The 24649-nt window shown below is 65.7% G+C and carries 28 protein-coding genes; 11 read left to right on the forward strand and 17 right to left on the reverse strand.

The window, feature by feature from the left end:
• Nucleotide 1 precedes the first annotated feature (1 nt).
• Both OHA42_RS03685 and OHA42_RS03690 read left to right on the forward strand, forming a co-directional pair.
• Entirely contained in the window at nucleotides 2-1579 is a 1578-nt protein-coding gene (locus OHA42_RS03685) for a tetratricopeptide repeat protein (protein ID WP_406234558.1), read from the forward strand.
• Nucleotides 1576-2844 carry a CHAT domain-containing protein gene (locus OHA42_RS03690; protein ID WP_406234560.1) on the forward strand — a complete coding sequence of 423 codons (1269 nt, stop codon included), beginning with the start codon at nucleotides 1576-1578 and terminating at the stop codon, nucleotides 2842-2844. Before OHA42_RS03685 ends, OHA42_RS03690 begins: the two co-directional genes overlap by 4 nt.
• Before the next feature lie 38 nt (nucleotides 2845-2882).
• Here OHA42_RS03690 and OHA42_RS03695 read toward each other — a convergent pair whose 3' ends face one another.
• From OHA42_RS03695 to OHA42_RS03740, 10 genes are all read right to left on the reverse strand, one after another.
• Nucleotides 2883-3131 (reverse strand): type II toxin-antitoxin system RelE/ParE family toxin, encoded by a 249-nt coding sequence (locus tag OHA42_RS03695; RefSeq protein ID WP_406234562.1) that lies wholly within the window; start codon nucleotides 3129-3131, stop codon nucleotides 2883-2885.
• The gene (locus tag OHA42_RS03700) at nucleotides 3128-3400 is read right to left on the reverse strand and encodes a type II toxin-antitoxin system Phd/YefM family antitoxin (RefSeq protein WP_406234564.1); all 273 of its coding nucleotides are present in this window, start codon (nucleotides 3398-3400) and stop codon (nucleotides 3128-3130) included. Before OHA42_RS03700 ends, OHA42_RS03695 begins: the two co-directional genes overlap by 4 nt.
• A gap of 62 nt (nucleotides 3401-3462) precedes the next feature.
• Nucleotides 3463-4302 (reverse strand): alpha/beta fold hydrolase, encoded by an 840-nt coding sequence (locus tag OHA42_RS03705; RefSeq protein ID WP_406234566.1) that lies wholly within the window; start codon nucleotides 4300-4302, stop codon nucleotides 3463-3465.
• A 132-nt stretch (nucleotides 4303-4434) separates the two neighbouring features.
• A complete protein-coding gene (locus OHA42_RS03710; RefSeq protein WP_406234568.1) occupies nucleotides 4435-4860 on the reverse strand; it encodes a hypothetical protein in 426 nt (141 codons plus the stop codon).
• 362 nt (nucleotides 4861-5222) lie between these two features.
• A complete protein-coding gene (locus OHA42_RS03715) occupies nucleotides 5223-5579 on the reverse strand; it encodes a nuclear transport factor 2 family protein (protein WP_406234570.1) in 357 nt (118 codons plus the stop codon).
• 135 nt (nucleotides 5580-5714) lie between these two features.
• Nucleotides 5715-6200: a GNAT family N-acetyltransferase gene (locus OHA42_RS03720; protein WP_406234572.1), complete on the reverse strand. Its 486-nt coding sequence runs from the start codon at nucleotides 6198-6200 to the stop codon at nucleotides 5715-5717.
• 109 nt (nucleotides 6201-6309) lie between these two features.
• A complete protein-coding gene (locus tag OHA42_RS03725; protein WP_406234574.1) occupies nucleotides 6310-6606 on the reverse strand; it encodes a hypothetical protein in 297 nt (98 codons plus the stop codon).
• A gap of 110 nt (nucleotides 6607-6716) precedes the next feature.
• On the reverse strand, nucleotides 6717-7442 hold the full coding sequence (locus tag OHA42_RS03730) for an amino acid ABC transporter ATP-binding protein (RefSeq protein ID WP_406234576.1): 726 nt from the start codon (nucleotides 7440-7442) through the stop codon (nucleotides 6717-6719).
• Nucleotides 7443-7447: 5 nt separating this feature from the next.
• Complete coding sequence (locus tag OHA42_RS03735) at nucleotides 7448-9241, reverse strand: ABC transporter substrate-binding protein/permease (RefSeq protein WP_406234578.1); 1794 nt, start codon at nucleotides 9239-9241, stop codon at nucleotides 7448-7450.
• Nucleotides 9242-9402: 161 nt separating this feature from the next.
• Complete coding sequence (locus OHA42_RS03740) at nucleotides 9403-10197, reverse strand: LLM class F420-dependent oxidoreductase (RefSeq protein WP_406234580.1); 795 nt, start codon at nucleotides 10195-10197, stop codon at nucleotides 9403-9405.
• Nucleotides 10198-10636: 439 nt separating this feature from the next.
• Between OHA42_RS03740 and OHA42_RS03745 the strand changes: the two genes are divergently transcribed.
• Nucleotides 10637-11236, forward strand: a complete 600-nt coding sequence (locus tag OHA42_RS03745; protein ID WP_406234582.1) for a methyltransferase — start codon at nucleotides 10637-10639, stop codon at nucleotides 11234-11236.
• Nucleotides 11237-11300: 64 nt separating this feature from the next.
• On the forward strand, nucleotides 11301-11429 hold the full coding sequence (locus OHA42_RS03750) for a CDGSH iron-sulfur domain-containing protein (protein ID WP_406234584.1): 129 nt from the start codon (nucleotides 11301-11303) through the stop codon (nucleotides 11427-11429).
• Nucleotides 11430-11518: 89 nt separating this feature from the next.
• Here OHA42_RS03750 and OHA42_RS03755 read toward each other — a convergent pair whose 3' ends face one another.
• From OHA42_RS03755 to OHA42_RS03765, 3 genes are all read right to left on the reverse strand, one after another.
• Nucleotides 11519-12538 (reverse strand): iron-containing redox enzyme family protein, encoded by a 1020-nt coding sequence (locus OHA42_RS03755; RefSeq protein WP_406234585.1) that lies wholly within the window; start codon nucleotides 12536-12538, stop codon nucleotides 11519-11521.
• A 259-nt stretch (nucleotides 12539-12797) separates the two neighbouring features.
• Entirely contained in the window at nucleotides 12798-13547 is a 750-nt protein-coding gene (locus tag OHA42_RS03760; RefSeq protein WP_406234587.1) for an ABC transporter permease, read from the reverse strand.
• Entirely contained in the window at nucleotides 13544-14485 is a 942-nt protein-coding gene (locus OHA42_RS03765; RefSeq protein WP_406234589.1) for an ATP-binding cassette domain-containing protein, read from the reverse strand. The genes OHA42_RS03760 and OHA42_RS03765 overlap by 4 nt, the downstream gene beginning before the upstream one ends.
• A gap of 509 nt (nucleotides 14486-14994) precedes the next feature.
• Here OHA42_RS03765 and OHA42_RS03770 point away from each other — a divergent pair.
• Together OHA42_RS03770 and OHA42_RS03775 are read left to right on the forward strand one after the other, a co-directional pair.
• Nucleotides 14995-16068, forward strand: a complete 1074-nt coding sequence (locus tag OHA42_RS03770; RefSeq protein ID WP_406234591.1) for an ABC transporter ATP-binding protein — start codon at nucleotides 14995-14997, stop codon at nucleotides 16066-16068.
• A 103-nt stretch (nucleotides 16069-16171) separates the two neighbouring features.
• Complete coding sequence (locus OHA42_RS03775; RefSeq protein ID WP_406234592.1) at nucleotides 16172-16819, forward strand: NADPH-dependent F420 reductase; 648 nt, start codon at nucleotides 16172-16174, stop codon at nucleotides 16817-16819.
• 22 nt (nucleotides 16820-16841) lie between these two features.
• Here OHA42_RS03775 and OHA42_RS03780 read toward each other — a convergent pair whose 3' ends face one another.
• Nucleotides 16842-17360: a winged helix-turn-helix transcriptional regulator gene (locus tag OHA42_RS03780; RefSeq protein WP_406234594.1), complete on the reverse strand. Its 519-nt coding sequence runs from the start codon at nucleotides 17358-17360 to the stop codon at nucleotides 16842-16844.
• 101 nt (nucleotides 17361-17461) lie between these two features.
• On the opposite strand from OHA42_RS03780, the gene OHA42_RS03785 reads away from it, so the two are divergent.
• Nucleotides 17462-18631: a thiolase family protein gene (locus OHA42_RS03785; protein WP_406234595.1), complete on the forward strand. Its 1170-nt coding sequence runs from the start codon at nucleotides 17462-17464 to the stop codon at nucleotides 18629-18631.
• 82 nt (nucleotides 18632-18713) lie between these two features.
• Here the strand turns inward: OHA42_RS03785 and OHA42_RS03790 are convergent, their stop codons facing one another.
• Nucleotides 18714-19037 (reverse strand): hypothetical protein, encoded by a 324-nt coding sequence (locus OHA42_RS03790; protein WP_406234597.1) that lies wholly within the window; start codon nucleotides 19035-19037, stop codon nucleotides 18714-18716.
• Nucleotides 19038-19129: 92 nt separating this feature from the next.
• On the opposite strand from OHA42_RS03790, the gene OHA42_RS03795 reads away from it, so the two are divergent.
• The 3 genes from OHA42_RS03795 to OHA42_RS03805 all read left to right on the forward strand — a co-directional run bounded on the left by OHA42_RS03795 (nucleotide 19130) and on the right by OHA42_RS03805 (nucleotide 21605).
• Nucleotides 19130-19753 carry a TetR/AcrR family transcriptional regulator gene (locus OHA42_RS03795; RefSeq protein ID WP_406234599.1) on the forward strand — a complete coding sequence of 208 codons (624 nt, stop codon included), beginning with the start codon at nucleotides 19130-19132 and terminating at the stop codon, nucleotides 19751-19753.
• On the forward strand, nucleotides 19750-20553 hold the full coding sequence (locus OHA42_RS03800; RefSeq protein ID WP_406234600.1) for an SDR family oxidoreductase: 804 nt from the start codon (nucleotides 19750-19752) through the stop codon (nucleotides 20551-20553). The genes OHA42_RS03795 and OHA42_RS03800 overlap by 4 nt, the downstream gene beginning before the upstream one ends.
• A 68-nt stretch (nucleotides 20554-20621) precedes the next feature.
• Complete coding sequence (locus OHA42_RS03805) at nucleotides 20622-21605, forward strand: o-succinylbenzoate synthase (protein ID WP_406234602.1); 984 nt, start codon at nucleotides 20622-20624, stop codon at nucleotides 21603-21605.
• A gap of 150 nt (nucleotides 21606-21755) precedes the next feature.
• On the opposite strand, the gene OHA42_RS03810 is transcribed toward OHA42_RS03805, so the two are convergent.
• Both OHA42_RS03810 and OHA42_RS03815 read right to left on the reverse strand, forming a co-directional pair.
• A complete protein-coding gene (locus tag OHA42_RS03810) occupies nucleotides 21756-22274 on the reverse strand; it encodes a TIGR04338 family metallohydrolase (RefSeq protein ID WP_406234604.1) in 519 nt (172 codons plus the stop codon).
• Complete coding sequence (locus tag OHA42_RS03815; RefSeq protein ID WP_406234606.1) at nucleotides 22271-23119, reverse strand: DUF2786 domain-containing protein; 849 nt, start codon at nucleotides 23117-23119, stop codon at nucleotides 22271-22273. Before OHA42_RS03815 ends, OHA42_RS03810 begins: the two co-directional genes overlap by 4 nt.
• A 181-nt stretch (nucleotides 23120-23300) precedes the next feature.
• On the opposite strand from OHA42_RS03815, the gene OHA42_RS03820 reads away from it, so the two are divergent.
• A complete protein-coding gene (locus OHA42_RS03820; RefSeq protein ID WP_406234608.1) occupies nucleotides 23301-24602 on the forward strand; it encodes an ABC transporter substrate-binding protein in 1302 nt (433 codons plus the stop codon).
• The last annotated feature ends 47 nt before the right edge of the window (nucleotides 24603-24649 follow it).

Genomic DNA, 24649 nt, shown 5'->3' on the forward strand with positions numbered 1-24649 from the left:
TATGACCGAAGGCGCGGACGACGGAAGCAAGCTGCTTGCGGAAGGTGCGGCGGCCTACAGCCGCGGCGAGGTTGCCCAAGCGCTGCGCCTGTTCGAAAATATTGCGGCCACCAGCACCGCAGGTCTGCGCGTGAGCGCACTGGTCAATGCCGCGAGCATGCGCGATGAGATCGGCGATCACGCGGGGGCGGTAGTCATGTTCCGCGAAGCGCTGGACGAGATGCCAGCGGAGGCCATCGAGAAACGCCCCGCCGCACTGGTCAATCTGTCCCAAGCGTTGCAACACGTCGGCGACCTCGACGGAGCGCAACAGGCTTTGGAGCAGGCGCGGACGATGCTCACCGAGCACAACAACGAGACTCACCTGCGCGTAGCCTGCCTGCTGTCGTTGACCGCCGTCGCCTTTCATCGCCAGGACTGGGCGTACGCGATCGAGCTGGCCACCGAATCACTCGACGCAGCAGTACGTTTCGCGCCCCACCTGGCGGGACATCCGCTGTCGACCCTCGGCGGCATCTACTTCGAAACCGGCCGCCGCGAGCTCGCACTCGACTTCGCGCAGCAGGCGCTCGCCGCGTTCGACACCGCGGGCGACCACAATGCGGTCGCCGAGACCGAACAGAATCTGGCCATCATGTACGTCAGGCTGGACCACTTCGACGAGGCGGAACAACCGCTGCAGTCCAGCCAGGAGTACTTCGAGCAGGCCGGGCTCGGGTATCGGGCCGGCGTCGGCCTCAAGACCATGGGATTTCTCGCAGAGGGCCGTGGCGACGCCGATCGGGCCTACGAGCTGTACGGCCGCAGCCTGGCCTACTTCCGTGCCTCAGGAGCGGCACTGGACGCGGCCGATGTCCAGGCGCGCCTGGCCACCGTGGACTACAAAACCGGTCGATTCGACGCGGGCGAGGCACTGCTGGCCGCGGCTTTCACCGCTTACGCCGAGCGCGGCCTCGGATTGCACTGCGCGCAAATCGACTTCTGGCATGCGGCGCTGCTGGAGATGGTGCTCGAGCAGTCCGAGGCTCCCGATCCCGAGCTGCTCTCCCGGGCAGTCGATCTGGCCATTTCTTCCGCGCTCGCCATCGATGCCGTGCGCCATACGCTCTCGAACGGCAATCAGCGTGAGCAATGGAACCGCCGAATCGCCGACCCCGCGATGCGCATGGCCTTCCGGTTCGCCTACCTGTCGGGCAACGGTCCCCTGCTGGTAGATCTCATCGAAACACAATGCGCTGGTACGGCATTGCCGGCGACTGCACCCGCACCCGGCACCGAACACGTGGCCACAAAACAACTTCCACTCGAACTGCTCGATCCGCAGGAAGCCGTGGACGAACCGCCTCCTACACCGCAACTCGGTATGCCGACGCAACTGGGCACGGGCCGACAATCCGGCGGCGCGCCGCAGCTCGGAACGGCATTGGCCGCGGTCGCGGCGAGTGCGGGACTGCCGGTTGCACCACCACCGCGCCTGGCCGTCGCCCCCGACGGACATATCGCGCTCGCCGCCTACATCACCGCCGCTGAGCAGCGCTACGGTCGGCCGGTTCGGGACAGTCGGGTGCTGCCCGCATGACAAACCCACCGGAACAACCGACGGTCATCGTGCGCATGGCCGATGCCGGCGATCTCTACATGTCATGGCGCTGGATCGGGAATCTCCACAACCAGGGCGCGAGCATGCTGCCCGAAGCGGCGATCACCGATGCGGTGCGGAGGTTGGCCGCTGCCCTGCCCAACCCTGCCGAGCCGGACGCACTCGAACGTGCCATGACGACCGGGGCTTTCGCCGCGCACGACTCGGAATATCTGGTCGCGCAAGCTCTTTCACGGGCGCTGCTGCCCTACGGACTGGCTGCCCAGTTGTACGACCTGTACACACGGGGGATCCGTCCGCATATACGGCTGCAGCCGTCGCCGCGATTGGCCCAGGTGCCCTGGGAGATCATCGCTCCGGACCCCGCGCTGCGCCTGGTCGATATCGCGGACGTCAGCCTGCTCGCCCCGGCCAGCATCGTGCACAGCCGAGGACGCACGGCCCGATCCTGGCACGACATGCGCGAACAGCCCGTGGTGGCGGTACTCGATCCGCGCATTCCGGGCTACCGCGCCGATTCCATCCTCGGATCGGTGCTCGGCCGGATGGACGCCGACACTCCGGTCGCTCGCCGCTTCGCCGAATACCACACGCTCGGCCGCCTCCTGCCCGGCGTCGAGGACCCGATCGAGGCATTTCGCCGCACCGATGTCGATCGCGATTGGCTCGGAAAAGCCTTGCGAGAAGGCGCAAGTCGATTGGTCTACGTGGGTCACGTCACCGCGGCCGCACCCGAATCCGGCCAAAGCGAAGAAGCCGAACTGCATTTGTCCTGTACCGCCGACACTGTCGGCTTCGCCGCCCCCACCCGCGCACACCGCCCGCTCTCGGCCAAAGACCTGCTGCTCGGCACCCACACCCTCACCCAGGATCCCGTCGACGGACCGCAACTCTGGCCGATCCCGAGCCGAGTCGCCCTCATCGCCTGCGAAAGCGGCGGCGATATGCGCTTCAGCGAAGCACTCGGCCTCGTTGCCGCCATGATCAACGGCGGCGCCGAACTGGTCACCGCCAGCAGATGGCCCCTCCCCACAGATCTCGCCTTCCAACGCCTGGCAGGCGCACCCCCCGAAGCCCACCCGCTACAGGACGCCATCTGCGCCATCGATGCCGCCCACGAACACCCCGACCCGACAACCGCCCTCGCCGACTGGCAACGAGCCCGCCTCACCCAATGGCGCATCGACCGATCCATCGAACACTCCCCCATACTCTGGGCCGCGTTCGCCACCGTCAGCGCCTGAACGCCACCGTGCGCGAGATCCCGAGCCGTCGATCCCTGCTATCGATAGGCGTCGGAGCGCTTGGCGACGGTGAAGACCGTCAGGACCTGCTCCTTGTCGTTGATCTCGTACACGATGCGGTACTGCCCGATGCGGATTCGCCAGTCCTGACTCCCGACAAGCTTTTTCGAGCCGGTCGGTCGCGGATCCTTGGTCAGCGCGATGATCGCGTGCAAAGCGACCTCGAGTACGTCACGAGGCAGCTTCTGCAGTTGTTTGAGGACGTCGGGATGGAATGCAATTCTCACGAGGCGAGCACCGATGCCGGGTCCACACCCAGTGCATCGAGCATCTCCGACATCGACATCGTCTCGTATGCTTCTTCACGCATGTGACGCAGCCGCAGAGCGTCCACGAGATCTGCATGCTCATGCAGTCGCTCGTAGTCGGCCATCGAGATGATCACCGCAACCTCGCTGCCACTATCGGTGACGATCACCTCTTCACCTGTCGCAGCGACCCCACGGACGATGGCACCGAGTTGCATCCGCAGATCCCGCAGGCTGTGCGTACTCATGTTCAACATGTTACACATTCGACGCTGGCGCCGAGATGGATGGGCGGCAGGACCCGGCGGATCTAGGCGCGATGGGCGAGGAGGTGTTCCATGATCAGGCGGGTCAGGGCTTCGGGGGCTTGTTCGGGGATCCAGTGGGAGACGTCTTCGAGCATTTCGAAGCGGTAGGGGCCGGTGACGTGGCGTTCGGTGGCCATGGCGGCGGTGGAGCCGATGGTGCTGTCCTCGGTGCTCCACACGTAGAGAGTCGGGACTGCCACGGCATCGGTCGGGGCCGCGAGATGCATGGCCCGGTACCAATTCAGGGCCGCGGTCAGGGCGTCGGGCTGGGTAAGGCGGTGGACGTAGTCGTCGATCCGCTCCTCGGGAATCTTCCATTCGAAGATCTGGCGGAGTGCGGCCGCATCGTCGGCGAGCAGTACGCGCTCGGCGACCCGGGGTCTGCGCAGCAGCGCGAAGTAATTGGAGCGTTGAGCCTGGTCTTCGTCCTCGGTGAGCGCGCGAAGGAAGGCGGCGGGGTGCGGTAGCGACACCGCGGTCCAGGTGCGAATTCGCTCGGGCATGGCTGCCGCGGCGGCCCAGCCCACATAAGCACCCCAGTCGTGGCCGACAAGATCGAATCGCTGCCAGCCGAGCTCGTCGGCGATGGCGGCGACATCGCCCACCAACTCCTCGACTCGGTAGTCGGCGACATGTTCGGGACGCGCACCGGGGGAATAGCCGCGCTGATCAGGGGCGACGACATGACAGCCGCCGTTGCCGAGTGCATTGAGCTGGAACTCCCACTCGATGGCGGCTTCCGGAAAACCGTGCAGGAGCATGACTTCGCGACCACCGGGTTCCCCACAGGCCAGCGCATCGAAGGTGCCCGCCGCGGTGGGAATCTTGATTGCCTCGATCACCCCGTCGACTCTAGAGGCCGACCCCGACAGCTCCACAGGGCCGCGCCAGAACCCCGGAAACGACGAACGCGGCATCGGCAGGCAGCCGATACCGCGTGGGTCGATGGTGGTTGTCGTCGTGGTGGGTTCGGGTCACTTGTTGCGGCGCAGTCCGAGGTACTGCAGGGCGGCGAACCCGCCGACGGTGGCGGCTTGCATGACCGTCCAGACACCTCCGATCGTGTTGACCTCGAGTGCGCCTTCGATCAGGGCGACGAGGCTGATGACGGCCCAGGCGGCGTTCCCGGTGACGATGGTTCGAACCAGGCCGGTGTTGATGGTGGCGGGTGTGCCGATGAGGGCGACGGCGATGCCGTAGAGGGTCAGGAAGATCCCGATCGGGATCCCGATGCGGGTGTCGAGGCCGAGCAGGGTTTCCAGTGGTCCGGACAGGGCGAGGTAGGCCAGGCCGTTGGCGCCGGTGATGACGGCGTCCAGTCGCAGCGAGGTGCGCAGCAGTTTCGGTCCAGGTGCGAGCAGGGTGTTCAGGTAGGACGCAGTGGCAGTGGTGGTGGTCATGATGGTGGGTTTCCTTCTGGTGTAACGGGTTTGGGGGTTGGGGGCGTGCGAGTGGCACATCGTGGAGTGGGGTTGTGGGTGTTTGCCATGGTGATGTGCCACTCGCGGTGGTGATGGGGGTCGACCCGCAGCCCGGCAGGGTTCGATTCGGGCCGAGCGGGGATCGGCGGTGCGGGGTAGGTTCGGGTTTGCGCCCGGGGCTCCGGCGTGGATTGCGGCGAGGTGGATGGCGTGCGGTTCGGATTCGGGCCGGGCTCGACTGTGCCGGGCAGGTTTGCGCCCTGGGCTCCGGCGCGGATTCCGGTGGGGTGGATATCCGTCCGCGCCGGGCTGGGTTTCAGACTCTGCTCGGGGGTGGGTTTTCAGACTCCGGCGGGGACTTTGTCGAGGAAGCCCAGGACCTGGGTGATGCGGTTGTCCTCGATGACTGCGACGTCGAAGCCGACGACGACGGCGGGGCCGTCGGCGGGGCCGAGGTTCCAGGTGAAGCGGACCTGGTTGTGGTGGGCGTCGACGGGGCCTGCGAGGGTGAAGACCCAGCCGGGGAATTGGGCTTGCACGCCGGCGATGGCGGCGTCGAGTTCGTGGTGGCCGGTGACGGTGACCAGGGGGTCGGTGTAGGTGGCGGTTTCGGTGAAGACCCGGGCGATCGCGGCGGTGCGGGCGGTGGGGTCGGTGGCGTTCCAGGCTTCGAGGTACTGGGTGACGATGGTGTTCATGATGGCCTCCGAAAGGGCTTGTGGTCTGCGGTTTCTCGGTGTCCGTGTTGGACGAGAACTACGTTATGACCTGGCCGTGGGGTGGCGAATCAGTCGTCTATAAGTACTTTCCGTACCGGGGGTACCTACATCGGGTCACAGCCTCCGCACCATCTCGAATTCCAGGCGCGGATCGCCTTCCGCGATCGGACCGTGCACGCCGGTTCGGACGAACCCGTGCCGCAGGTACAGCCGTTCGGCCGCGGTGTTGCCGTCCGACACCTCTAGCCAGACCGCCCGATACCCCGCCTCGGCCGCCCACGCGATCACCGCGCGCATGAGCAGACCCGAAACCCCGGTGCCGCGCGCTTCAGGAGCAACCCACATCGAAATCAGATGGGCGCCATCGCGTTCCACGTCGTCGAGCCCGCCGACCGTGCCGATGTCCACACCGCCCGCGCTCGCGAGGAACTGCGCGCGTTGCGCCAGCAATCTGCGCCAATCCTGTTCCGTCCGAGCCTGCGCCCACGCCAGCGTCGACCCGAATGCCGACGGCGCATCGGCCAATGCCCGCAACCGGATGTCTCGAAACCCCGCCCAATCTTCGGCCGTCAGACGCCGAATCCCCGCTTCCCCCAACATGATCCCCTTCATCGAGTGGCATCAGGCCACAGCAACCGCCGAGCGTCCCGTTGCATTACTCGAAAGGTAACCCATCGCCGCACCCGAAGGCACGGCGATTCAACGGGTTTCAGTGTTCGTCGTAATGACCGTCGTGGGCGGCGTGACGGTGACCATCGTGCAGATAGTCGACGTGGTCGCCGTGCTGGACCGCGTCGTGGCCGCAGCCTTCGCCGTGCACATGATCATGGGCGGCGCACTCCGTGTGGCCCGTGGGCTCGCATTCGTCCCAGTGACCCTCGTGCTGGCGGTGCAGGTGGCCGTCGTGGGCATAGTCCACGTGGTCACCGTGCACGACCTCGGCGTGGCCACATCCCGGGCCGTGGACGTGCTGGTGTTCGGTGTGCTGCCGGTGTGCGGTGGTCATCAGACTTCCTTCCCGATAGCTGGACAGGTGGAGCCGATTGTGCCGAACACATTAGCAGGTGCGCATCTATGCAGTTTGCTCAGGGTGTGCCGCAGGTCACACCAACCGGGTCACAGCACCTGGGAGAGGAAACGCTGCAGGCGTGGGGTCTGAGGGTCGTCGAACAGGGACTGCGGGGTGCCGATCTCGACGACCTGACCGGCGTCCATGAACACCACGCTGTCGGAAACACTTCGGGCGAAACCCATTTCGTGGGTCACCACGATCATCGACATACCGCCCGAGGCCAGCTCGGCCATGACCGCGAGGATGCCCTTGACCAGCTCGGGGTCCAGCGCCGAGGTCGCCTCGTCGAAGAACATGATCTCCGGCTTCATGGCGAGCGCGCGGGCGATGGCCACCCGCTGCTGCTGGCCACCGGAGAGGTTCGACGGACGCGAATCGGCCTTTTCGGCCAGCCCGACAACCTGCAGCTGCTCGATAGCCAGCGCCCGCGCCTCGTCCTTGGACAGCCCGCGCAGCTTGCGCGGGCCGAGGGCGACATTGTCGGCGACCGTCTTGTGCGGGAACAGGTTGAAGTGCTGGAACACCATGCCGATGCGCTGGCGCAGCCGGTCGGGGTCCTCGGTCAGCACCGACTTCCCGTCCAGCAGCACGTCGCCCTGATCCGGCTCGTGCAGCCGGTTGAGCACCCGCAACAAGGTCGACTTGCCGGAGCCGGACGGGCCGATGACGGTGGTGGTCTTGCCCGCGTCGACGTGCACGTTGATACCGCGCAGCACATGGTTGCGCCCGAGCGTCAGATGCAGGCCGGTACCGGTGAGGGATGCACTCATTTAATTTATCCGCGCCCTTCCGTGATCGTGGCCGCCTCGACCTGGTCGATGGGTTGGTCGGGCCTGCCGGTGCGCATGCGGCGGTCGATGTAGTTGACCAGGTGGGTGAGCGGGACGGTCAGCAGCAGATAGACCAGGCCCGCCGCGACCAGCGGGGAGAGGTTTCCGGTCTGTGCATTGAGGTCGCGGCCGACCGCGAACAGTTCGCGCTGGGTGGCGAGCAGGCCGAGGAAGTAGATCAGCGAGGAATCCTTGATGAGCGCGATGAACTGGTTCATCAGCGCGGGCAGCACCCGCCGGACACCCTGCGGGATCACCACCAGGGTCATCGCCTGGCGGTAGCCGAAACCGATGGCGCGTGCCGCCTCCAACTGACCGGGCTCCACCGACTGGATGCCGGAGCGGAAGATCTCACCGATATAGGCCGAGGCCAGCAGGGCCAGCGCGATCGCGCCGAGCCAGTAGGGATTGTTGCCGGTGACACCGCGCACCACCGGGCCGATGCCGAGGCCGATGATCAGGATGATCACCACGGCGGGCAGACCGCGGAAGATATCGGTGTAGACGCGAGCCGGCCAGCGCAGCCATCGGGTCCTGGAGATCCCGGCGACTGCGAGCAGCATGCCGAGTGCGGTGCCGAGGACACCCGAAACCAGCGCGAGGATCAGCGTGTTCGGCAGGCCGGTCTTGAACAGGTCGGGAAAAGCCTTGCGATACAACGACCAGTCGAAGAATGTGTCCTGCAACTGCTGCATCGTCGACTTGGGCACGCTCTGCGCGGTGTCGGTCGGCTTCTTCTCCGCAGCGATGGCAGCGAAGTCCGGAAGCTGCGGCGCGGGTGCGGCTTTCGAGCCCGGCTTCCAACCCGGCGGTAACTGCCTCGGCACCCAATCGGTGTAGAGCTCGGCGTAGGTGCCGTCGGCGATCACTGCGTCGAGGCCGCTGTTGAGCGCGTCGATGAGCGGCTGGTTGTCCTTGGCGACCGCATAGCCGACGAAATTGTCCAGGCTGAAGGTGTTCTGGATGATCGACGTTCCGTCACCCGGCTGCACCTGCCCCTCGGCCTGCGCCGACGGCGCGACCCAGGCATCGACCTGGCCGGACTTCAAGTTCGCGTAAGCGGTGGCGTAATCGGGAAACTTCACCGGATCCAGGTGCAGCTGGTTGACCACGTAATCGTCCTGCACGGTGCCCTGGACGACGGCGATCCTGGTGCCGCGCCCCAGGTCCGAGAAGCCTTTGATGGCGCTGCCGTTGGCCACGACGAGGGAGAAGTAGCCGAAGTCGTAGCCGTTGGTGAAGCCGACGCGTTCGCGGCGCTCCGCGGTGGTGGTGATGTTCGACGAGCCGACATCGAAGCGGCCGCCGGAGACCTGCGACAGCAGCGGTGCGAACTCGGTGCCCGAGAACTCGACCTGCAGACCGAGTTTCACACCGATCGCACGCAGCAGCTCATTGTCGAAGCCGGTGAAAGTGCCCGTCGAGTTCAGGCAGATGCTCGGCGGCGCGTCCGACAGTGTGCCGACGCTGAGCTTGCCCGGTGTGCTCAGCCGCAGCTTGCTGGTGTCGATGGACCCGACCGGTGCGGTAGTCGCCGTGGTGTACCGATCTACCCCGGCGGACGCCGCCGACCCGAGGTTCGTCGGCGCCGCGGACGCGGCACTGATCCCGGGTGGCGAGCATTGATTGCGGTCGGACGACGAATCGTCGCCGGAACCGCACGCCGTGGCCGCGAGGCCAACGGCGAGCAGCATCACGGCGATCAATGCACGAGACCGCACAGCGGGCAGACCAGCCATGATCCAGAACCCTAGACCGGAACTACCGCAATCCCACAGTTACACCGATGGCTCCGCGACGTCCACATCCCGCAGTTTCGGCGGCGTGTCCGGCGCTGCCGAGTTCGGATCACCGTGATCCGAACTCGGCGTCGCCATGGAGCTGCATGCCGGGCAATCGGTCAGGCAAGGCCGCTGACCGGCTCCGGATTGATCTCGTCGCGCCAGCGGACCGCCCGCTCGACCTCACCCAGGTCGTAGTTCGGGCCGCTGACACCGATGGTGAACAACGTCACGCCCGCGGCGAGGAGCGCGGGGGCGTTCTCCGCCCCCGGCCAGTGCACCGAACGCTCGATGTGGCCTTCGTCGGTGCCGACCGTCGCGCAATGCTCGGCGAGCACCTTGTTCTTGTGCGCGAGAACCTCGAGGTCGGCAAAGGTGTGCCAGATGTCGGCGTACTGGGCGACCAGCCGCAGCGTCTTCTTCTCGCCACCGCCGCCGATGAGGATCGGGATGTCGCGGGTCGGCTGCGGATTCAGCTTCCTGAGACGGGCATCGATGCGGGCCATGTTCTCCTTCAGGAGATCGAGCCTGGTTCCCGCGGTGCCGAATTCGTAGCCGTATTCGTCGTAATCCTTCTGGAACCAGCCCGCGCCGATCCCCAGGATCAGTCGACCGTCGCTGATGTGGTCCACGGTGCGCGCCATATCGGCGAGCAGGTCGGGGTTGCGGTAGCCGCCGCCGGTGACCAGCGCACCGAGCTCGACGCGCTCGGTCTGCTCGGCGATCGCGCCGAGCATCGTCCAACACTCGAAGTGCGCGCCGTTCGGATCACCGGTCAGCGGGTAGAAGTGATCCCAGTTGAACACGATGTCGACACCTGCGTCTTCCGACCGCAGGACGGCGTCGCGGATGAGTCCGTAATTCGGCGCGTGCTGTGGTTGTAGCTGAACTCCGATACGAACCGGTCGGGTCATTTCGATGCTCCTCGTCGCTCGGTCTAACTCCGTGATCGAGGCTACCGGCGACGGCTCGATCCGGTCGGCTTCCTTTCCCATGAGCGAACTCGAGCATCGGGAGCGCCGAACGCGCACACCCGAGTAGAATCGCGCATTCAACCCTCTACTCGGATCGTCCGGCACCTTCCTGGCGGGTGTAGGACATGCTTCCGTCGCGAATTGACAACCATTCAGGTGTTCAAATCTCGCCGTGACGTCTACTCACACGCGGCGCGCATGCACCGGCCCGTCACATCGGCGAGGTGGCGCTGTTGAACGGGCCGGGCGATTCCGCAGCTGGCCTGTTCGAACAATTCGGGTTGCTGGTGATTAACTTGCCGTCAGCGGGTATCCACGTCCTGTGAGGCTGATACGAATGCCAGGCGTGTATCGACCGCAGGCCGATACGACCTTGCTCATGCAGGCAATGCTCACTGCCACGATCCCACACGACAAACGAGTCCTCGACATTTGTACCGGCACGGGCGCTCTGGCCATTCGAGCAGCGATGGCGGGCGCTCGCAGCGTGACAGCCGTGGACATCTCGAGGTCTGCGATCGTTTCGGCGTGGCTCAATAGTCGAGCACGAGGTATCCGACTCGAATTGCTGCACGGGGAGCTTGCGCACATTCCGCACCGCAGGTTATTCGACTTGGTGCTTGTCAATCCGCCATACGTGCCTTCTCCGAAAGAAGTGCCCGCCCGCGGACGAGCGCGCGCATGGGAAGGCGGAGCCGGCGGCCGAGCTGTGCTGGATGTTCTATGTCGGATGATGCCGCACATACTCGATAGCCACGGCATCGGGCTGATGGTCCATTCGGCGCTTTGCGAGCCAGAGGCCACATTGTCTCAGCTCCGCGATGGTGGGCTCAAAGCTGCAGTGGTGGCTCGCGAAATGGCGGCTTTCGGGCCCGTAATGCGTGAACGTGTGGACTGGCTGGAATCAGCTGGGTTCATCAAGCCAGGACAACGACATGAGGAGTTGGTGGTGATCCGTGCCGACCGAACACAAGAATGAGCGCCGCAGAGTGACCCTCACTCGAGACGGGCCCGCTTTGATCGAAGGTCCCGTGGAGTTGGTTATGGATGACGGCACCACCGTCACGTCGGACCGGTTCCTGGTCGCCGTCTGCATGTGCCGCCGATCAGGCAACTATCCATTCTGCGATACCAGTCATCGCAAGCACCGAACCAAACCTGTCGCAGACTGAAAATGTCCTGCTGCCTTGCTATCTCATGGCGCTGGTTTCACCCTGACGATTCGTATCACGCGCACCAAAAATGGCGCTCACCAGGGCAATCATCTGTTAGTCCCTGGACATCCGGCACCACCTGAGTCGAGCTCGCGCAAGGAACTGTGTCCGGACTGCCAGCTTCCGAGTACCTGCTCTGTGAATCGATCCTCCAGCAGATTCGTCGCCTGGATGCCGAAGACGACTGACGCCGTCAGCTCGGGTTCCTGAGTGAGTAAATTCTCGATGACGTCGCGGCGCATGACCTGTTCGTGTACAGCGTCGGCCTCGACATGTTCGGTGTAAAAGAGCACACAAGCAGGATCCGCATCCAACCGCTCCAGTGCATCCACCATCCGCCGCGCTCCAGGTGGCGAGGCGATCTCTACTGAGGCGAAATGACCGACCAATGCTCCGCGCAGGTCACGATGCAGCCCGAAGAGCGACATCATGTTCACCACTGCAAGCATTGAAGCGGGAACGACGTTCAGATAATAGAGATAGCCGGATGCCAGCCCCGCGCCCGCTAAAAGATCCGCAAACAGCCGGGCATGTATTCGATCGCCGCGCCCGCCGCCGAACTCGTCGAATTCAACAGCAACCAGGGATGCCTTGGCCTGTCCGCGCAACCGCGGAATCACCCAAGCGTATGGATCGGCCTCCTTGTGGTGATAGATCGAGCGATGCACGAAATATTCACAAACCTGCCACCATTCGCCGTGATCGCGGAGGTGCTGACTGACTCCAGTCGAGTCGATGGGCTCAACGAGCAAGGCATCGAGCTCCTCTTTCAGCTCTTGGCCGCCCGCGACATCCCGCCGGAGAGCTGCCAAGAATCGGTGCTCCAGGTCCGCGCGAAACCCGAGCAGGCTGGGATCCCATTCCCAGCCCGGATCAACCGACTCGAAGCCCTGATAGTGCAACTCGTAACACATATATAGCGCCAGCTGCAGATCTTCGCCGTAGGGATCAGCGTCATCAGCGTTGACGGCGATAGCGGCGCCGGTTCGGCCGCCCAGCAGGTCCACAACCGCGCGCGAGAGCGGGCCGCGCGGCCGCGGCAGGGTCGGGAACTCGATACCGATCATGCTCGACGCTTACCCAAAACACCCCTGATTACGCCGGGACCACGTCAGTGCGGTTCAGGCGATAGCCGCCGACTGCGGTCGCCTCGGCCTCGGCCCGGAGTCGGCAAGGCGGCCACCGGCCATGTTGCGAATTCGCCACGCTGCACGTGTTCGGTGGCCCGGATCGAGAAGCAGGACACGCCAAGTCGCCTCGGTGACACGGGGTTCACCGAGGCGACTGGAGCGGGGGCACAGACGAGCTGGCGTGAGGTGGTCGCGGTCACGCTCGCTTGTTGAATGTGGAGGATGCCCACAGGTACCCGACGAGAGCGATCCCGATGCACCAGGCGACGGCGGCGACCGCGTCGCCGGTGTCCGCTGCGCCGTTGAGCAAGCCGCGCACGGTTTCGATGATCGGCGTGAAGGGTTGGTACTGCGCGAACTGCCGCAGGCCCGGCCCCATCTTCTCCGCCGGTACGATCGCGCTGCTGAAGAACGGCAGCATGACCAGCGGCACGGCGGCCAGACCCGCCGTTTCCACAGACTTCGCCGCCAAACCCAAGGCGACCGTGAGCCAGCCGGCCGCGACACCGAGCAGCACGACGATGCCGGCCACACCGAGCCAATCGAGGAAACTCGCCGCCGGGCTGAATCCAAGCAGGAAGGCCACTCCGATAAGGGCCGCGATGGCGACCACATTGGTCAGCACACTGGCGACGACATGACCGGTCAACACCGCGCCACGGGAGACGTCCATGACCTTGAACCGGTTGATGATGCCCTTCGTCATGTCGGAGTTCACCGCGGTCGCGGTGGCCCCCAGCCCGTAGCAGACGGCCAGCAGCATCAGTCCCGGCGTCGCGTAGTCGATGTAGTCGACACCGACGTTGAACGCGTCACCGAACATGTACACGAACATCAACATGATGATGATCGGCATCAGGACCGCGTTGAACACCGATGTCGGGTTCCGGGCGATGTGTTTGAAGTTGCGGCGCAACATGACAATCGAGGGGGACTTGGTGCTCATTTCGCGGAAACCTCCGTGGTGCGGCCCGTCAGGGCGAGGAAAACGTCGTCGAGGTCGGGGGTGTGCACCGAGAACTCCTCGGCGCTGAGTGCGTACTCGTCGAGCCGGTCCAGCAGAGCCCGCAGCGATTTCGTCCCGCCATCGCTGGGAACCCGCAAGGTCAGTGCCTCGTCGTCCCGCGTGGAGTCGGGGAAGATAGGCGCCGCCGCGTCGAGTTGGGAGACGTTGGTGAACCGGAGCCGGATGTGCGTTCCCGGGATCTGGCGCTTGAGTTCGTCGGGAGTGCCCTTGGCAACCAGGCGGCCCCCGTCGAGCACCGCGATCTGATCGGCGAGCTGATCGGCCTCTTCGAGATACTGCGTGGTGAGGAAGATGGTCACGCCGTCGGCAACCAGGTCACGGATGATCGACCACATCGTGCGACGACTGCGCGGGTCCAGTCCCGTCGTCGGCTCGTCCAGGAAGATGATCTTCGGGTTGCCGACCAGGGTCATCGCCAGGTCCAGTTTCCGGCGCATACCGCCGGAGTAGGTCGAGGCGGGCTTGCGCGCCGCCTCCACCAGATCGAAGCGTTCCAGCAGCTCTGTGACGATCCGCTTACCATCTTTGGCGGGGACCCCGAGGAGGTCCACCATCAGCTGCAGGTTCTCCTGCCCCGTCAGCAGCTCGTCCACCGCCGCGAACTGACCGGTCACCCCGATCGCCGCGCGCACCGCCTTGGCCTCGGTCGCGAGGTCATGGCCGGCAACGCGGACCGACCCGCCGTCCGCCTTCATCAACGTGGTCAGGACGTTCACCGTCGTCGTCTTACCCGCGCCGTTCGGGCCGAGCAGGGAAAAAACCGTGCCCGCAGGAACATCCAGATCGATGCCGTCGAGCACGACCTTGTCCCCATATGTCTTCCGCAGCCCGGAAACTGCGATCGCTGAATTTCTCATGTGACCACTATCGGCGCCCGGCCTGATACCGACCTGTCACGTCCCTGACACGGCCACTGACACGGTGTTCTACCCCGTCGCGCCAGGCCAGGATGCTGCGCGGCCGGATCGCCGACGAGGCTGCAACCGATATCGCTTCGAATACGATCTTCGCGCCGGTATCGAGGTGTTGTAGTTCGGCGCGGCGCGGCCACCGACCGGCACGATGTCGAGAACACACGCCGACACGTCAGCCGCACGACCCAGTGGTGGCCACCTGCGCCGATCTAGCACACGGCTCTGCGTGCGCGCGAACTCGAGCATTTCGAGCACGAATCGAGCAGATCCAGTAATATCGCCGCTCAACCCCTTACTCGGATCGTCCGGCACGTTCCTGCCGGTGAGAGGACAACATGAGCTACTTCCGTCATGCGCAACCAGCAACGGTAGCCTTCGACCCCGTGACCACGCTGCTGTTGCGAAATCGCATCCTTTCGCGTGTGCCAACCGGCGAAGGGAAGTGATCTGCCGTGGCTACGGTGACCTTTGAAAGCGCTACCCGGCTCTACCCGGGCAGCAACAAACCAGCCGTCGACGCACTGGATCTGGAGATCGCGGACGGCGAATTCCTGGTTCTGGTCGGTCCGTCCGGCTGTGGCAAGTCGACCTCGCTGCGGATGCTCGCCGGCCTCGAAGAGGTCGACGGCGGGCGAATCCTGATCGGCGACAACGACGTCACGCACGCGGAGCCCAAGGAACGCGATATCGCGATGGTGTTCCAGAACTATGCGCTCTACCCGCACATGAGCGTCGCCGAGAACATGGGCTTCGCGTTGAAGTTGGCCAAGGTCGCCAAGGCGGAGAAGGAAAAGCGGGTGCTGGAGGCGGCCAAGCTGCTCGACCTCGAGCCGTATCTGGATCGCAAGCCGAAGGCGCTCTCCGGTGGCCAGCGCCAGCGCGTCGCGATGGGCAGGGCGATCGTGCGCCAGCCGCAGGTGTTCCTGATGGACGAGCCGCTGTCGAACCTGGATGCCAAGCTGCGGGTGCAGACCCGCACCCAGATCGCCCAGCTGCAGCGTCGCCTCGGCACCACCACCGTGTACGTCACCCACGACCAGGTCGAGGCGATGACCATGGGCGATCGGGTCGCGGTGCTCAAGGACGGGCTGCTGCAGCAGTGCGCGACACCGCGCGATCTGTACCGGGAGCCGGCGAACATGTTCGTCGCCGGGTTCATGGGCTCACCCGCCATGAATCTGTTCACGCTGCCGGTCGCCGAGGGCGCGGTATCCCTCGGCGGGCACCCGCTGCCGGTCCCCCGCTCGGTCGCCGACGCGGCCGAGGGCTCGGTGGTCGTCGGCATCCGGCCGGAGCATCTCGAGCTCGGCGGTGACACCGGGATCGAGTTGGAGGTCGACGTGGTGGAAGAGCTCGGCTCCGACGCCTACATCTACGGCCGCGCCGTAGACGGGGACACCGGGGAAACCATTGTGGCGCGGGCAGATTGGCGCAGCCCGCCGGCGAAGGGCGACCGGGTCCGGTTGTCCACCTCCGCCGAGCACACCTACTTCTTCTCGGCCGCAGACGGACGTCGCCTCTCCTGAGCCCGCGAAAGCCCCGTTCGCCCAACGCGGAACAGCTGGTGAACGGGGCACGGCGTTCTTACACTCGGGTCCGCGGATACGTCCCCCGCGGTAGGAGCAGGCAATGAAGGTAGCTGTCCTCGGCACCGGAGAAGTCGGCAGGAGGCTCGCGAGCAAGCTGGTCGAGCTCGGTCACGCGGTGACGCTCGGCTCCCGCACCGCCGACAACGCCGCTGCCACCGCGTGGGCAGGCGAAACCGGCGGCGCGCACGGCACCTTCGCCGAGGCGGCGGCGGACGCCGAGCTGGTGATCAATGCGACGTCGGGCACGGTGTCGCTGGCTGCGCTCACCGCCGCAGGCGCGGCGAATCTGCGCGGCAAGATCATCGTGGATGTATCGAACGCGCTGGACTTCTCCGGCGGGTTTCCGCCCAAGCTGGTCATCCCCGAGGCGGGCAGTGTGGCGGAACAGCTACAGCTGGCCTTCCCGGCGGCGAGGGTCGTGAAGACCCTCAACACGATGAACAACCAGCTGATGGTGGACCCGTCCCGAATTTCGGGTCGGCACAACGTGTTTCTCAGTGGCGATGACGAATCCGCCAAGTCCGAAGTGGCCGCCCTGCTCAATTCCTTCGGCTGGACCAGCGAGCAGATCATCGATCTCGGCGCCCTCGAAACCGCCCGCAGCACCGAGCCGCTCGTGCTGTTGTGGGTGTCGCTGCACAGCAAGCTGGGCATCGAGGACATCAACTACGCGGTCGTCACCGGCTGACGACCGGCTCGACAGGGCGGAGCTACTCGGCCCGGCGGGCCCGGCCTGCGCGCGCGTAATCCGGATTGAGCCGAATGCCGAGCTCCTCGAGCGCGATCTCATTGCCCGTCTCGCTGCGCACCTGAACCCGGACCGGCGCGCCGCTCGACCCCTCTACCAGCAGCAACGGTGCTGGTCCCGGCTGCAGGTACGTGTCGCCCCACTGCATCAGTGCGAGCACCGCGGGTAGTAGGTCGCGGCCCATGTCGGTCAGCACATACTCGTGGCGCGTGCGCCTGCCCGCTTCTCGGTACGGCTGCTTGGCCAGCAGGCCCGCCTCCGTGAGCTTCCGGAGCTGGCCCGATGCGGCCGCATCGGTGATGCCGACCCGTGCGGCGAAACCGTCGAAGCGCCGGGTGCCGTAGTAGGCCTCGCGCAGGATCAGAACCGCCGAGCGGGTGCCGACGAGATCCATCGCCTTCGCGATCGAGCATTCCTCGGGTTTCCACGAGCTCAGATCGGCCAACGGTCCTTCCATCACGGCTGCCATGACGAACATCATAGCGACAGTTGGCTTGAGCCGACTATATCCAGGCGTTAACCTGACTATAAGCCAATAGAGCCAGGCGAAGGAGTCCGGCTCCCGGTCCGGAAGGAACCACCATGAGAGACGCAGTGATCGTCGAGGCGGTACGCACACCGATCGGCAAGGGCAAGCCGAACGGGGCGCTGCACAACGTGAACGCAGTGGATCTACTGGCGCACAGCCTGCGCGAGGTGGTGGACCGCAGCGGCATCGATCCGGTACTCATCGACGACGTGATCGGCGGCATCGTCACCCAGGTCGGCGAGCAGGGCGCCAATATGACTCGGCGCGCCGCGCTGGCCGCGGGCTATCCGGAATCGGTGCCCGCGACCACCGTCGATCGGCAATGCGGCAGCAGCCAGCAGGCCATCCACTTCGCCGCCCAGGGTGTCATCGCCGGCGCCTACGACATCGTCGTCGCCGCGGGTGTCGAGTCGATGGGCCGAATTCCCATGGGCGCCAACCTGATCGGATCCGAAGATCTGTCCGGTGTCGGTTTCACCGAGCGCTATCCCGATGGCCTCGTCCCCCAGGGCATCAGCGCCGAGCTGATCGCGGCCAAATGGGGACTGACTCGCACGCAGCTGGACGAGTTCGCGCTGACCAGCCACGAAAAAGCCGCACTGGCAACGAAGAACGGCCTGTTCACCAAAGAACTCGCGCCGATCAACGGCCTGCACACCGACGAAGGCATCCGCGTCGGCAGCACCCTGGAAACCCTCGGCAAGCTGCGTCCCGCCTACTACGACGAGGCCATGGCCGCCCGCTTCCCACAGATCGGATGGGAGATCACCGCGGCAACGGCGAGCCAGGTCAGCGACGGCAGCGCGGCGGTGTTGATCATGACCGGCGAACGCGCCCGTGAGCTCGGCCTGACCCCGCTGGCCAGGCTGCACAGCTTCGCGGTCGCGGGCGACGATCCGCTGCTCATGCTCACCGCGGTCATCCCGGCCACCCGAAAGGTCCTGCAACGCGCCGGCCTCCAGCTCTCGGACATGGACCTCATCGAGATCAACGAGGCGTTCTCCCCCGTCGTTCTCGCCTGGGCGCATGACACCGGCGCCGACCTGAGCAAGGTGAATGTCAACGGCGGCGCCATCGCCATCGGCCACCCGCTCGGCGCCTCCGGCGCGCGCCTGATGACCACCCTGGTCCACGCCATGCAGGACCGCGGCGCACGCTATGGCCTGCAAACCATGTGCGAGGCAGGCGGATTGGCCAACGCCACCATCCTCGAACGGCTCTGATATCGAAGGATCCGAATCCGGAAGCCAACCGTCTGGGACGAACAATGCCCGTCGCATCGACTCGGTGCGACGGGCATGTCGTTCACCCGGAGACGAGGATCGCGACCAGGAAACCGGCGACCCATGCTCCGACCAGCAGCGGCAGCGCAACGAGCGGCGTCCAGCCGATGGGCCTGCGGGCCCGCACTGCCGCCAGTAAGAGCATCGCTGTGTATGCCAACGACATTGCGATGCCGGCCCAGGCGACGCCATAGGCCACCGACAGCCGTCGCATTTCACCCACATCCGCCACGAGTTCGTACAGCGGCACGAATGCGGCGGTCGTCCCTGCGAATCCGATGCTGATCAGCGAGCCGATGACAGCGCGCACAGGATCAAGCAACCGGCGCCGTCGATCCCACGTCATACCCCCAAGCATGACGCGTGCCGAAGCCAACCGAATCATCCATGTGTCTAAATTAATTAGCCATTTGTAAAATTATTGGCTAGCCTGGTCGGGTGCCCACACACCGCGCCCCTGAGCCCGGCTCCCGCGTACGTGATGCCGAACGAACCAAGCGTTGCCTGCTCGATGCCGCGTTCGACGAGTTCTCGGCGCGCGGGTACGCAGGGGCGCGCGTCGGCGACATCGCCACCCGCGCCGGGGTCAACAAGCAGCTGATCACCTACTACTTCGGCGGCAAAGAAGGGCTCTATCAGGCGTTGCAGCAGCAATGGCTGGAGCAGGAAGCCGATTTCGCCGACCCGTCGCTGCCGCTCGGCGAAGTCCTGACCCGATATCTGCGGCACGCCCTCACCGACCCACGTGGCATCCGGCTGCTCATGTGGCGGGGCTTGTCCGACGACGCGCCCGAGACCACACAGAAGCCGATCCACGAGGCAGACCTGGAGAGCACCCGGCGGCGGCAGGAGTGCGGGGAGATCGCTGCCGATCTCGATCCCGCGTCGTTCCAGCTCGCGGTGATGGGCATGGTGATCGCGCCGCTGCTGCTGCCTGCGCAGGTCCGCGAACTGTTCGGGATCGATCCACAGACACCGGAATTCGAACAACGCTACGGCGAGCAATTGCGCCGGATCCTCGCTCATCTCACTGCACCAGATTTCGAAGGAGACACCCCGTGACCTACCTCGTCACCGGCGCCCGCGGCATTGTCGGCCGCGCCGTCATCGACCAGTTGCTCACCGCAGGAAAGTCGGTGCGGGCGGCCAGTTCCGATCCGACCAAGACCACCGTGCCCGACGGGGTCGAGTTGGTCGGCCTCGACATGACCGACCCCGCGTCGGTGGCCGCCGCGCTCGACGGCGTGGACCGGGCCTTTGTGTACGCCGCACCCGAAGGCATCGAGAACCTCATCGACGCCGCACAGGCCGGCGAGGTCGCACACGTAGCGCTGCTGTCCTCGATCGCGGCGGAAAGCGAAGACAATACGATCGGCGCGCACCATCTCGCCGTCGAGCGGCCACTACAGGAATCCGGCCTGCCGCTGACCGTGCTGCGACCGGGCGCGTTCGCGGCCAACTCCCGCTGGTGGGCGTCCTCGATCAAGTCGGAACGGGTTGCGCGCCTACCCTTTCCGGGCTTGCAGCTGAACCCCATCCACGAGGCCGACATCGCGGCCGCGGCCGTCGCCGCACTCACCGAGCCGGGGCATGCGGGTAAGATCTATCCACTGACCGGACCCGAATCGCTGTCGCAGCGCGACATGGTCGAGCACATCGCCGCGGCCATCGGCGAACCGGTGGAATTGGTCGAGCTGAGCTACGAGCAGGCAGCGAAGTTCCTGTACAAGCCGGTGCTCGACATGTGGGCCGAAGCCGGGACCGCGCCGGCGTCGGTCGGCCCCACCTCCGAGTCGGTGACCGGTGCACCCGCGCGGACATACGCGCAGTGGGCTATCGACCACATCGCCGACTTTCACTGACCGCGTTGCGAAACTACTCATAGAGACGAGGCCGAAACGAGTAGTCGATCCCCATCCGTATGGTGACGATGGTGATCCCCGCCGACACCGACGCCATCACCGAGACCATCGTGTACGCCATTCCGCTGCGGACCCGCTTCCGCGGCATCACGGTGCGCGAGGGAATGTTGTTGCGTGGACCGCTCGGGTGGGGTGAGTTCTGCCCGTTCCCCGAGTACGACGATCGCGAAGCGACCAGCTGGCTGGCCACAGCGCTGGAGCAGGTCACGGTGGGCTGGCCGGAACCGGTGCGCGAGCTCGTCCCCATCAATTGCACCGTGCCCGCCGTCGACCCCGAGCGCGCATACGACATCGTGGCGAAGTCCGGATGCCGCACCGCCAAAGTGAAGGTCGCCGACCATCCCGAATCGCTCGCCGAAGACCTCGCCCGCGTTGCGGCGGTGCGGGCGGCGCTCGGGACCGACGGTGCGATTCGCGTGGATGCCAACGCGGTGTGGGATGTGGATACCGCGATTGTCAATATCGGCAGGATCGACAGGGCAGCAGGCGGTTTGGAGTATGTCGAACAGCCGTGCCGGACGATCGAGGAACTGGCTGCGGTGCGCCGCAGGGTGGGTGTGCGCATCGCCGCCGACGAATCCATTCGCCGGGCGGAGGATCCGCTGCGGGTCGCAGTCGCGGGCGCGGCCGATATTGCGGTCCTCAAGTGCACGCCACTGGGTGGCGTACGACGCGCGCTACAGGTCGCCGCGGCCGCGGGCCTGCCGTGTGTCGTGTCCTCCGCCCTGGAAACCAGCGTCGGCCTTGCCGCCCAGCTCGCCCTGGCCGGTGCACTGCCCGAACTCGACTTCGCCTGCGGGCTCGGCACGACTGCCCTGTTCGAGGGCGACGTGGTCGCCGAATCGCTGCGCCCGGTCGACGGCTTCCTGCCCGTGCCACGGACACCGCCGCAACCGGACCCGGCTCTGCTCGAGCGCTATCGACAGCCCGACCCGGACCGGATCACGTGGTGGCACAACCGCTTCGACCGAGTGCGCAAGTTGCTGTCCTGAGGGCTCGGCCGGAAACGCGACCGAGCAGCAGCCGGCCCGATCGGACGCAGGACCAGGCGGCAGCCGGAAGCGGGACCGGCCGAATGTCGCGGATCGGCCCGCCCGGACAGCGGAGCGGTTCGAGTCGACATTCGTGGTATCCCCTGCGAGTCAGCCCGACCCCAACCGCACACCGCACCCCAGCATCGTTGCCCGCAGTACCAACGCCGCTTCCGGTCCGATGACACCGTCGACCAGATCCAGATAGCGACTACAGAATTCCGGACCGTGTGGCGCCACCGACGCGGGCGCGGGCTCCAGGTGGTGGGTGAGTTCATGCAGCACAACGAGTTCGCGCAGCGCCCACGCGGTGCCTCCGGTGTGCAACGGCACCGCGAGAACCGCGTCCTCGACCTCATAATGCGCAGCGGTCGTACCGGCCCGCGACCGGACGCGCACGGCCACCCCGGCTCGATCCCACTGCGCACGAACCCAATTGAGCCCGAGCACCTTGTTCGCGTAGGTCTGCACCGAATCGACAGTGGCGAAGCGGCGCTCGATGGGCAGCGTCAGGTGCGATCCGTAGAGCTCGACCGTGCGATTGCCGTGCTCGTCGGCCCGGTCGAACACCCCGCGCACCAGCTGCTCGGCGTCATATACCTTGGCGCGCTGGCTGTCTCGCGGGCTCATGACGATGTGCCGTCGCCCCGTGCCAGTTGCCCGCGGGCCGCACCGAGTTCGGGCGAGGTGCCGAGCCGAGCCGCCCGACCCGCTGCGTCACCCGCACGGCGCGCCGCCGCCGAATGACCGGCCGAGGTCTGTGGGCCACGCCAGGTGCCGCGTGCCTCGGAGGTTTGCGAGTAGAAGTCGGTGAGCTCGATTTCCTTGTTGCGCAGGGCCAATGCGGTGCCGGCCGCCGAGGTGTCCGGCACGAGCTCCGCCTCGACCTCGGCCTTCACCGCGGCCAGTCGGCGCCCGATCCGCGCGGCGAAGGCCATCTGAAAGTTCAGCCTGGCGGTCACCGCCGCGACCGGAGCCTGCACTCGGCGTTGCACCCTTCGCCCCCACCGCTTTTCGGTGACAACTTTCTCCACTGTCGCAGTTCGATACTGCCCCGATTTGATGTACTGATCCGATGCCCGCACCATCTGCACGAGCAGGCTGGCATACAGGGCCTCGCAGGTGTCGATATCGGAATCGAACCCGTAGGCGTAAACCTGGGTGGAGGTCCGCGCAACATCACAGCGCACGTCGTTGGCGGCCGCGATCGCGACGAACAGTTGCACGTAGGTGCGCAATCCCTTCTTGCCCGGCTGGCCGATCGGGATGATCCGCTGCACCGGTGTCGGCCTGCGTTCGCGCCCCGCGACGTGCGAGCGAGCCACCGTCAGGTCGATCGAGGATTTGGTCGCCAGCCGTTGCGCGGCCGCGAGGAATGCCTCGGCCTCGTGCTCGTTATCGGTGGATTCGGCCTTGCGCAACAGCCCACCGATCCGGGTGAGCATCCGGTCGGGAACCGCATTCGGCGAAGTCATCGGGCACAAGCCTAATAGGCTGTCCCGGACCGAGTACGACCACAGACCTGCGTTTGGACGAGTGACCATACAACCGCACAAACGGTAGGCGTAATCCGGCGTGGCACATGAACACCATGTATCTTGCGTTGTGCACCTCTGGTGTGCTGGTGCTCACGTCTCGACCCTTGGAGTGTTCGCGATGGCTTTGAAGAAGGTGTCGTCCCTGCGTTCGTCGCTAATGCCTCGAGCGGCACTGGCTGCTGCCTCGATGGCGCTGCTGACGGCGATGTTCACGGCCTCGTGCTCCAGCGACAGCGGGGGCAATCCGACCGGCCAGAACCTCACCGGCCGTGGCCCGATCACCTATGTCGAGGGCAAGGACACCACCGAGACAGGTGCGGTCAAGCAGTTGATCGAGCGCTGGAACGCGTCGCATCCCGACGAGCAGGTGACGTTCAAGGAGCAGTCGAACGACGCCTCGCAGCAGTACGACGACCTCGTCGAGCACATGCGCTCCAAGCAGTCCAGCTACGACGTGTTCGCCATGGACGTGCCGTGGACCGCCGAGTTCGCCGCCAAGGGCTGGATCCAGCCACTGCGGGATACCTTCTCCATCGACACCTCCGCGCTGCTCTCGCCGCCGGTCGCCAGCGCCACCTACAACAACGTCCTGTACGCGGCGCCCCGAAACACCAACGGTGGCCTGCTGTTCTACCGCAAGGACCTGGTACCCAACCCGCCGAAGACCTGGACCGAAATGCTGGCGCAGTGTCCGGTCGCCAAGCAGAACAACATCGGTTGCTACGCAGGCCAACTCGCACCGTACGAGGGCCTGACGGTGAACACGGCCGAGGTGATCAACGCCTTCGGCGGTACCTTCGTCGGCGCCGACGGCAAGACCCCGACGGTGAACAGCCCGCAGTCCCGCGCCGGACTGAAGCAGCTGGTCGACGCGTACAAGAGCGGCGATATCCCCAAGGAAGCCATCACCTTCAAGGAGCCGGAGAGCGGCGCCGCCTTCACCCAGGGCAAGCTGATGTTCCTGCGCAGTTGGCCGTCCACCTTCGGTGACGCCGGCTCGGAATCCTCGGCCGTGAAGGACAAGTTCGGGGTCGCGCCGCTGCCCGGCGAGAACGGCGTCGGCGCCTCGACCCTCGGCGGCTACAACGCCGCCATCAGCGCGTTCTCCAAGAACAAGGCCACCGCGCTCGACTTCCTTCGCTTCCTCATCAGCGAGGACGCGCAGCACATCGTCGCCGCCGGCGCGCTGCCCTCGGTGCGTGCATCGATGTACGACGATCCGGCACTCATCGCGAAGATGCCGTTCCTGCCCGCACTCAAGGAATCGATCGCCAGCGCAGTGCCGCGCCCGGTGACTCCGTTCTATCCAGCGGTGTCGAAGGCCATCCAGGACAACGCCTACGCCGCCTTGAACGGAACCAAGTCGGTCGACGACGCGATCACCGGTATGCAAAAGGGCATCGAGACAGCCGGCTCATAACGAACCGGACCAGCCCAGCCCTGTAGGAGAGAGATACGGTGTCGGAT

It is taken from the genome of Nocardia sp. NBC_01009, assembly GCF_045208035.1.
GTDB lineage: Bacteria > Actinomycetota > Actinomycetes > Mycobacteriales > Mycobacteriaceae > Nocardia.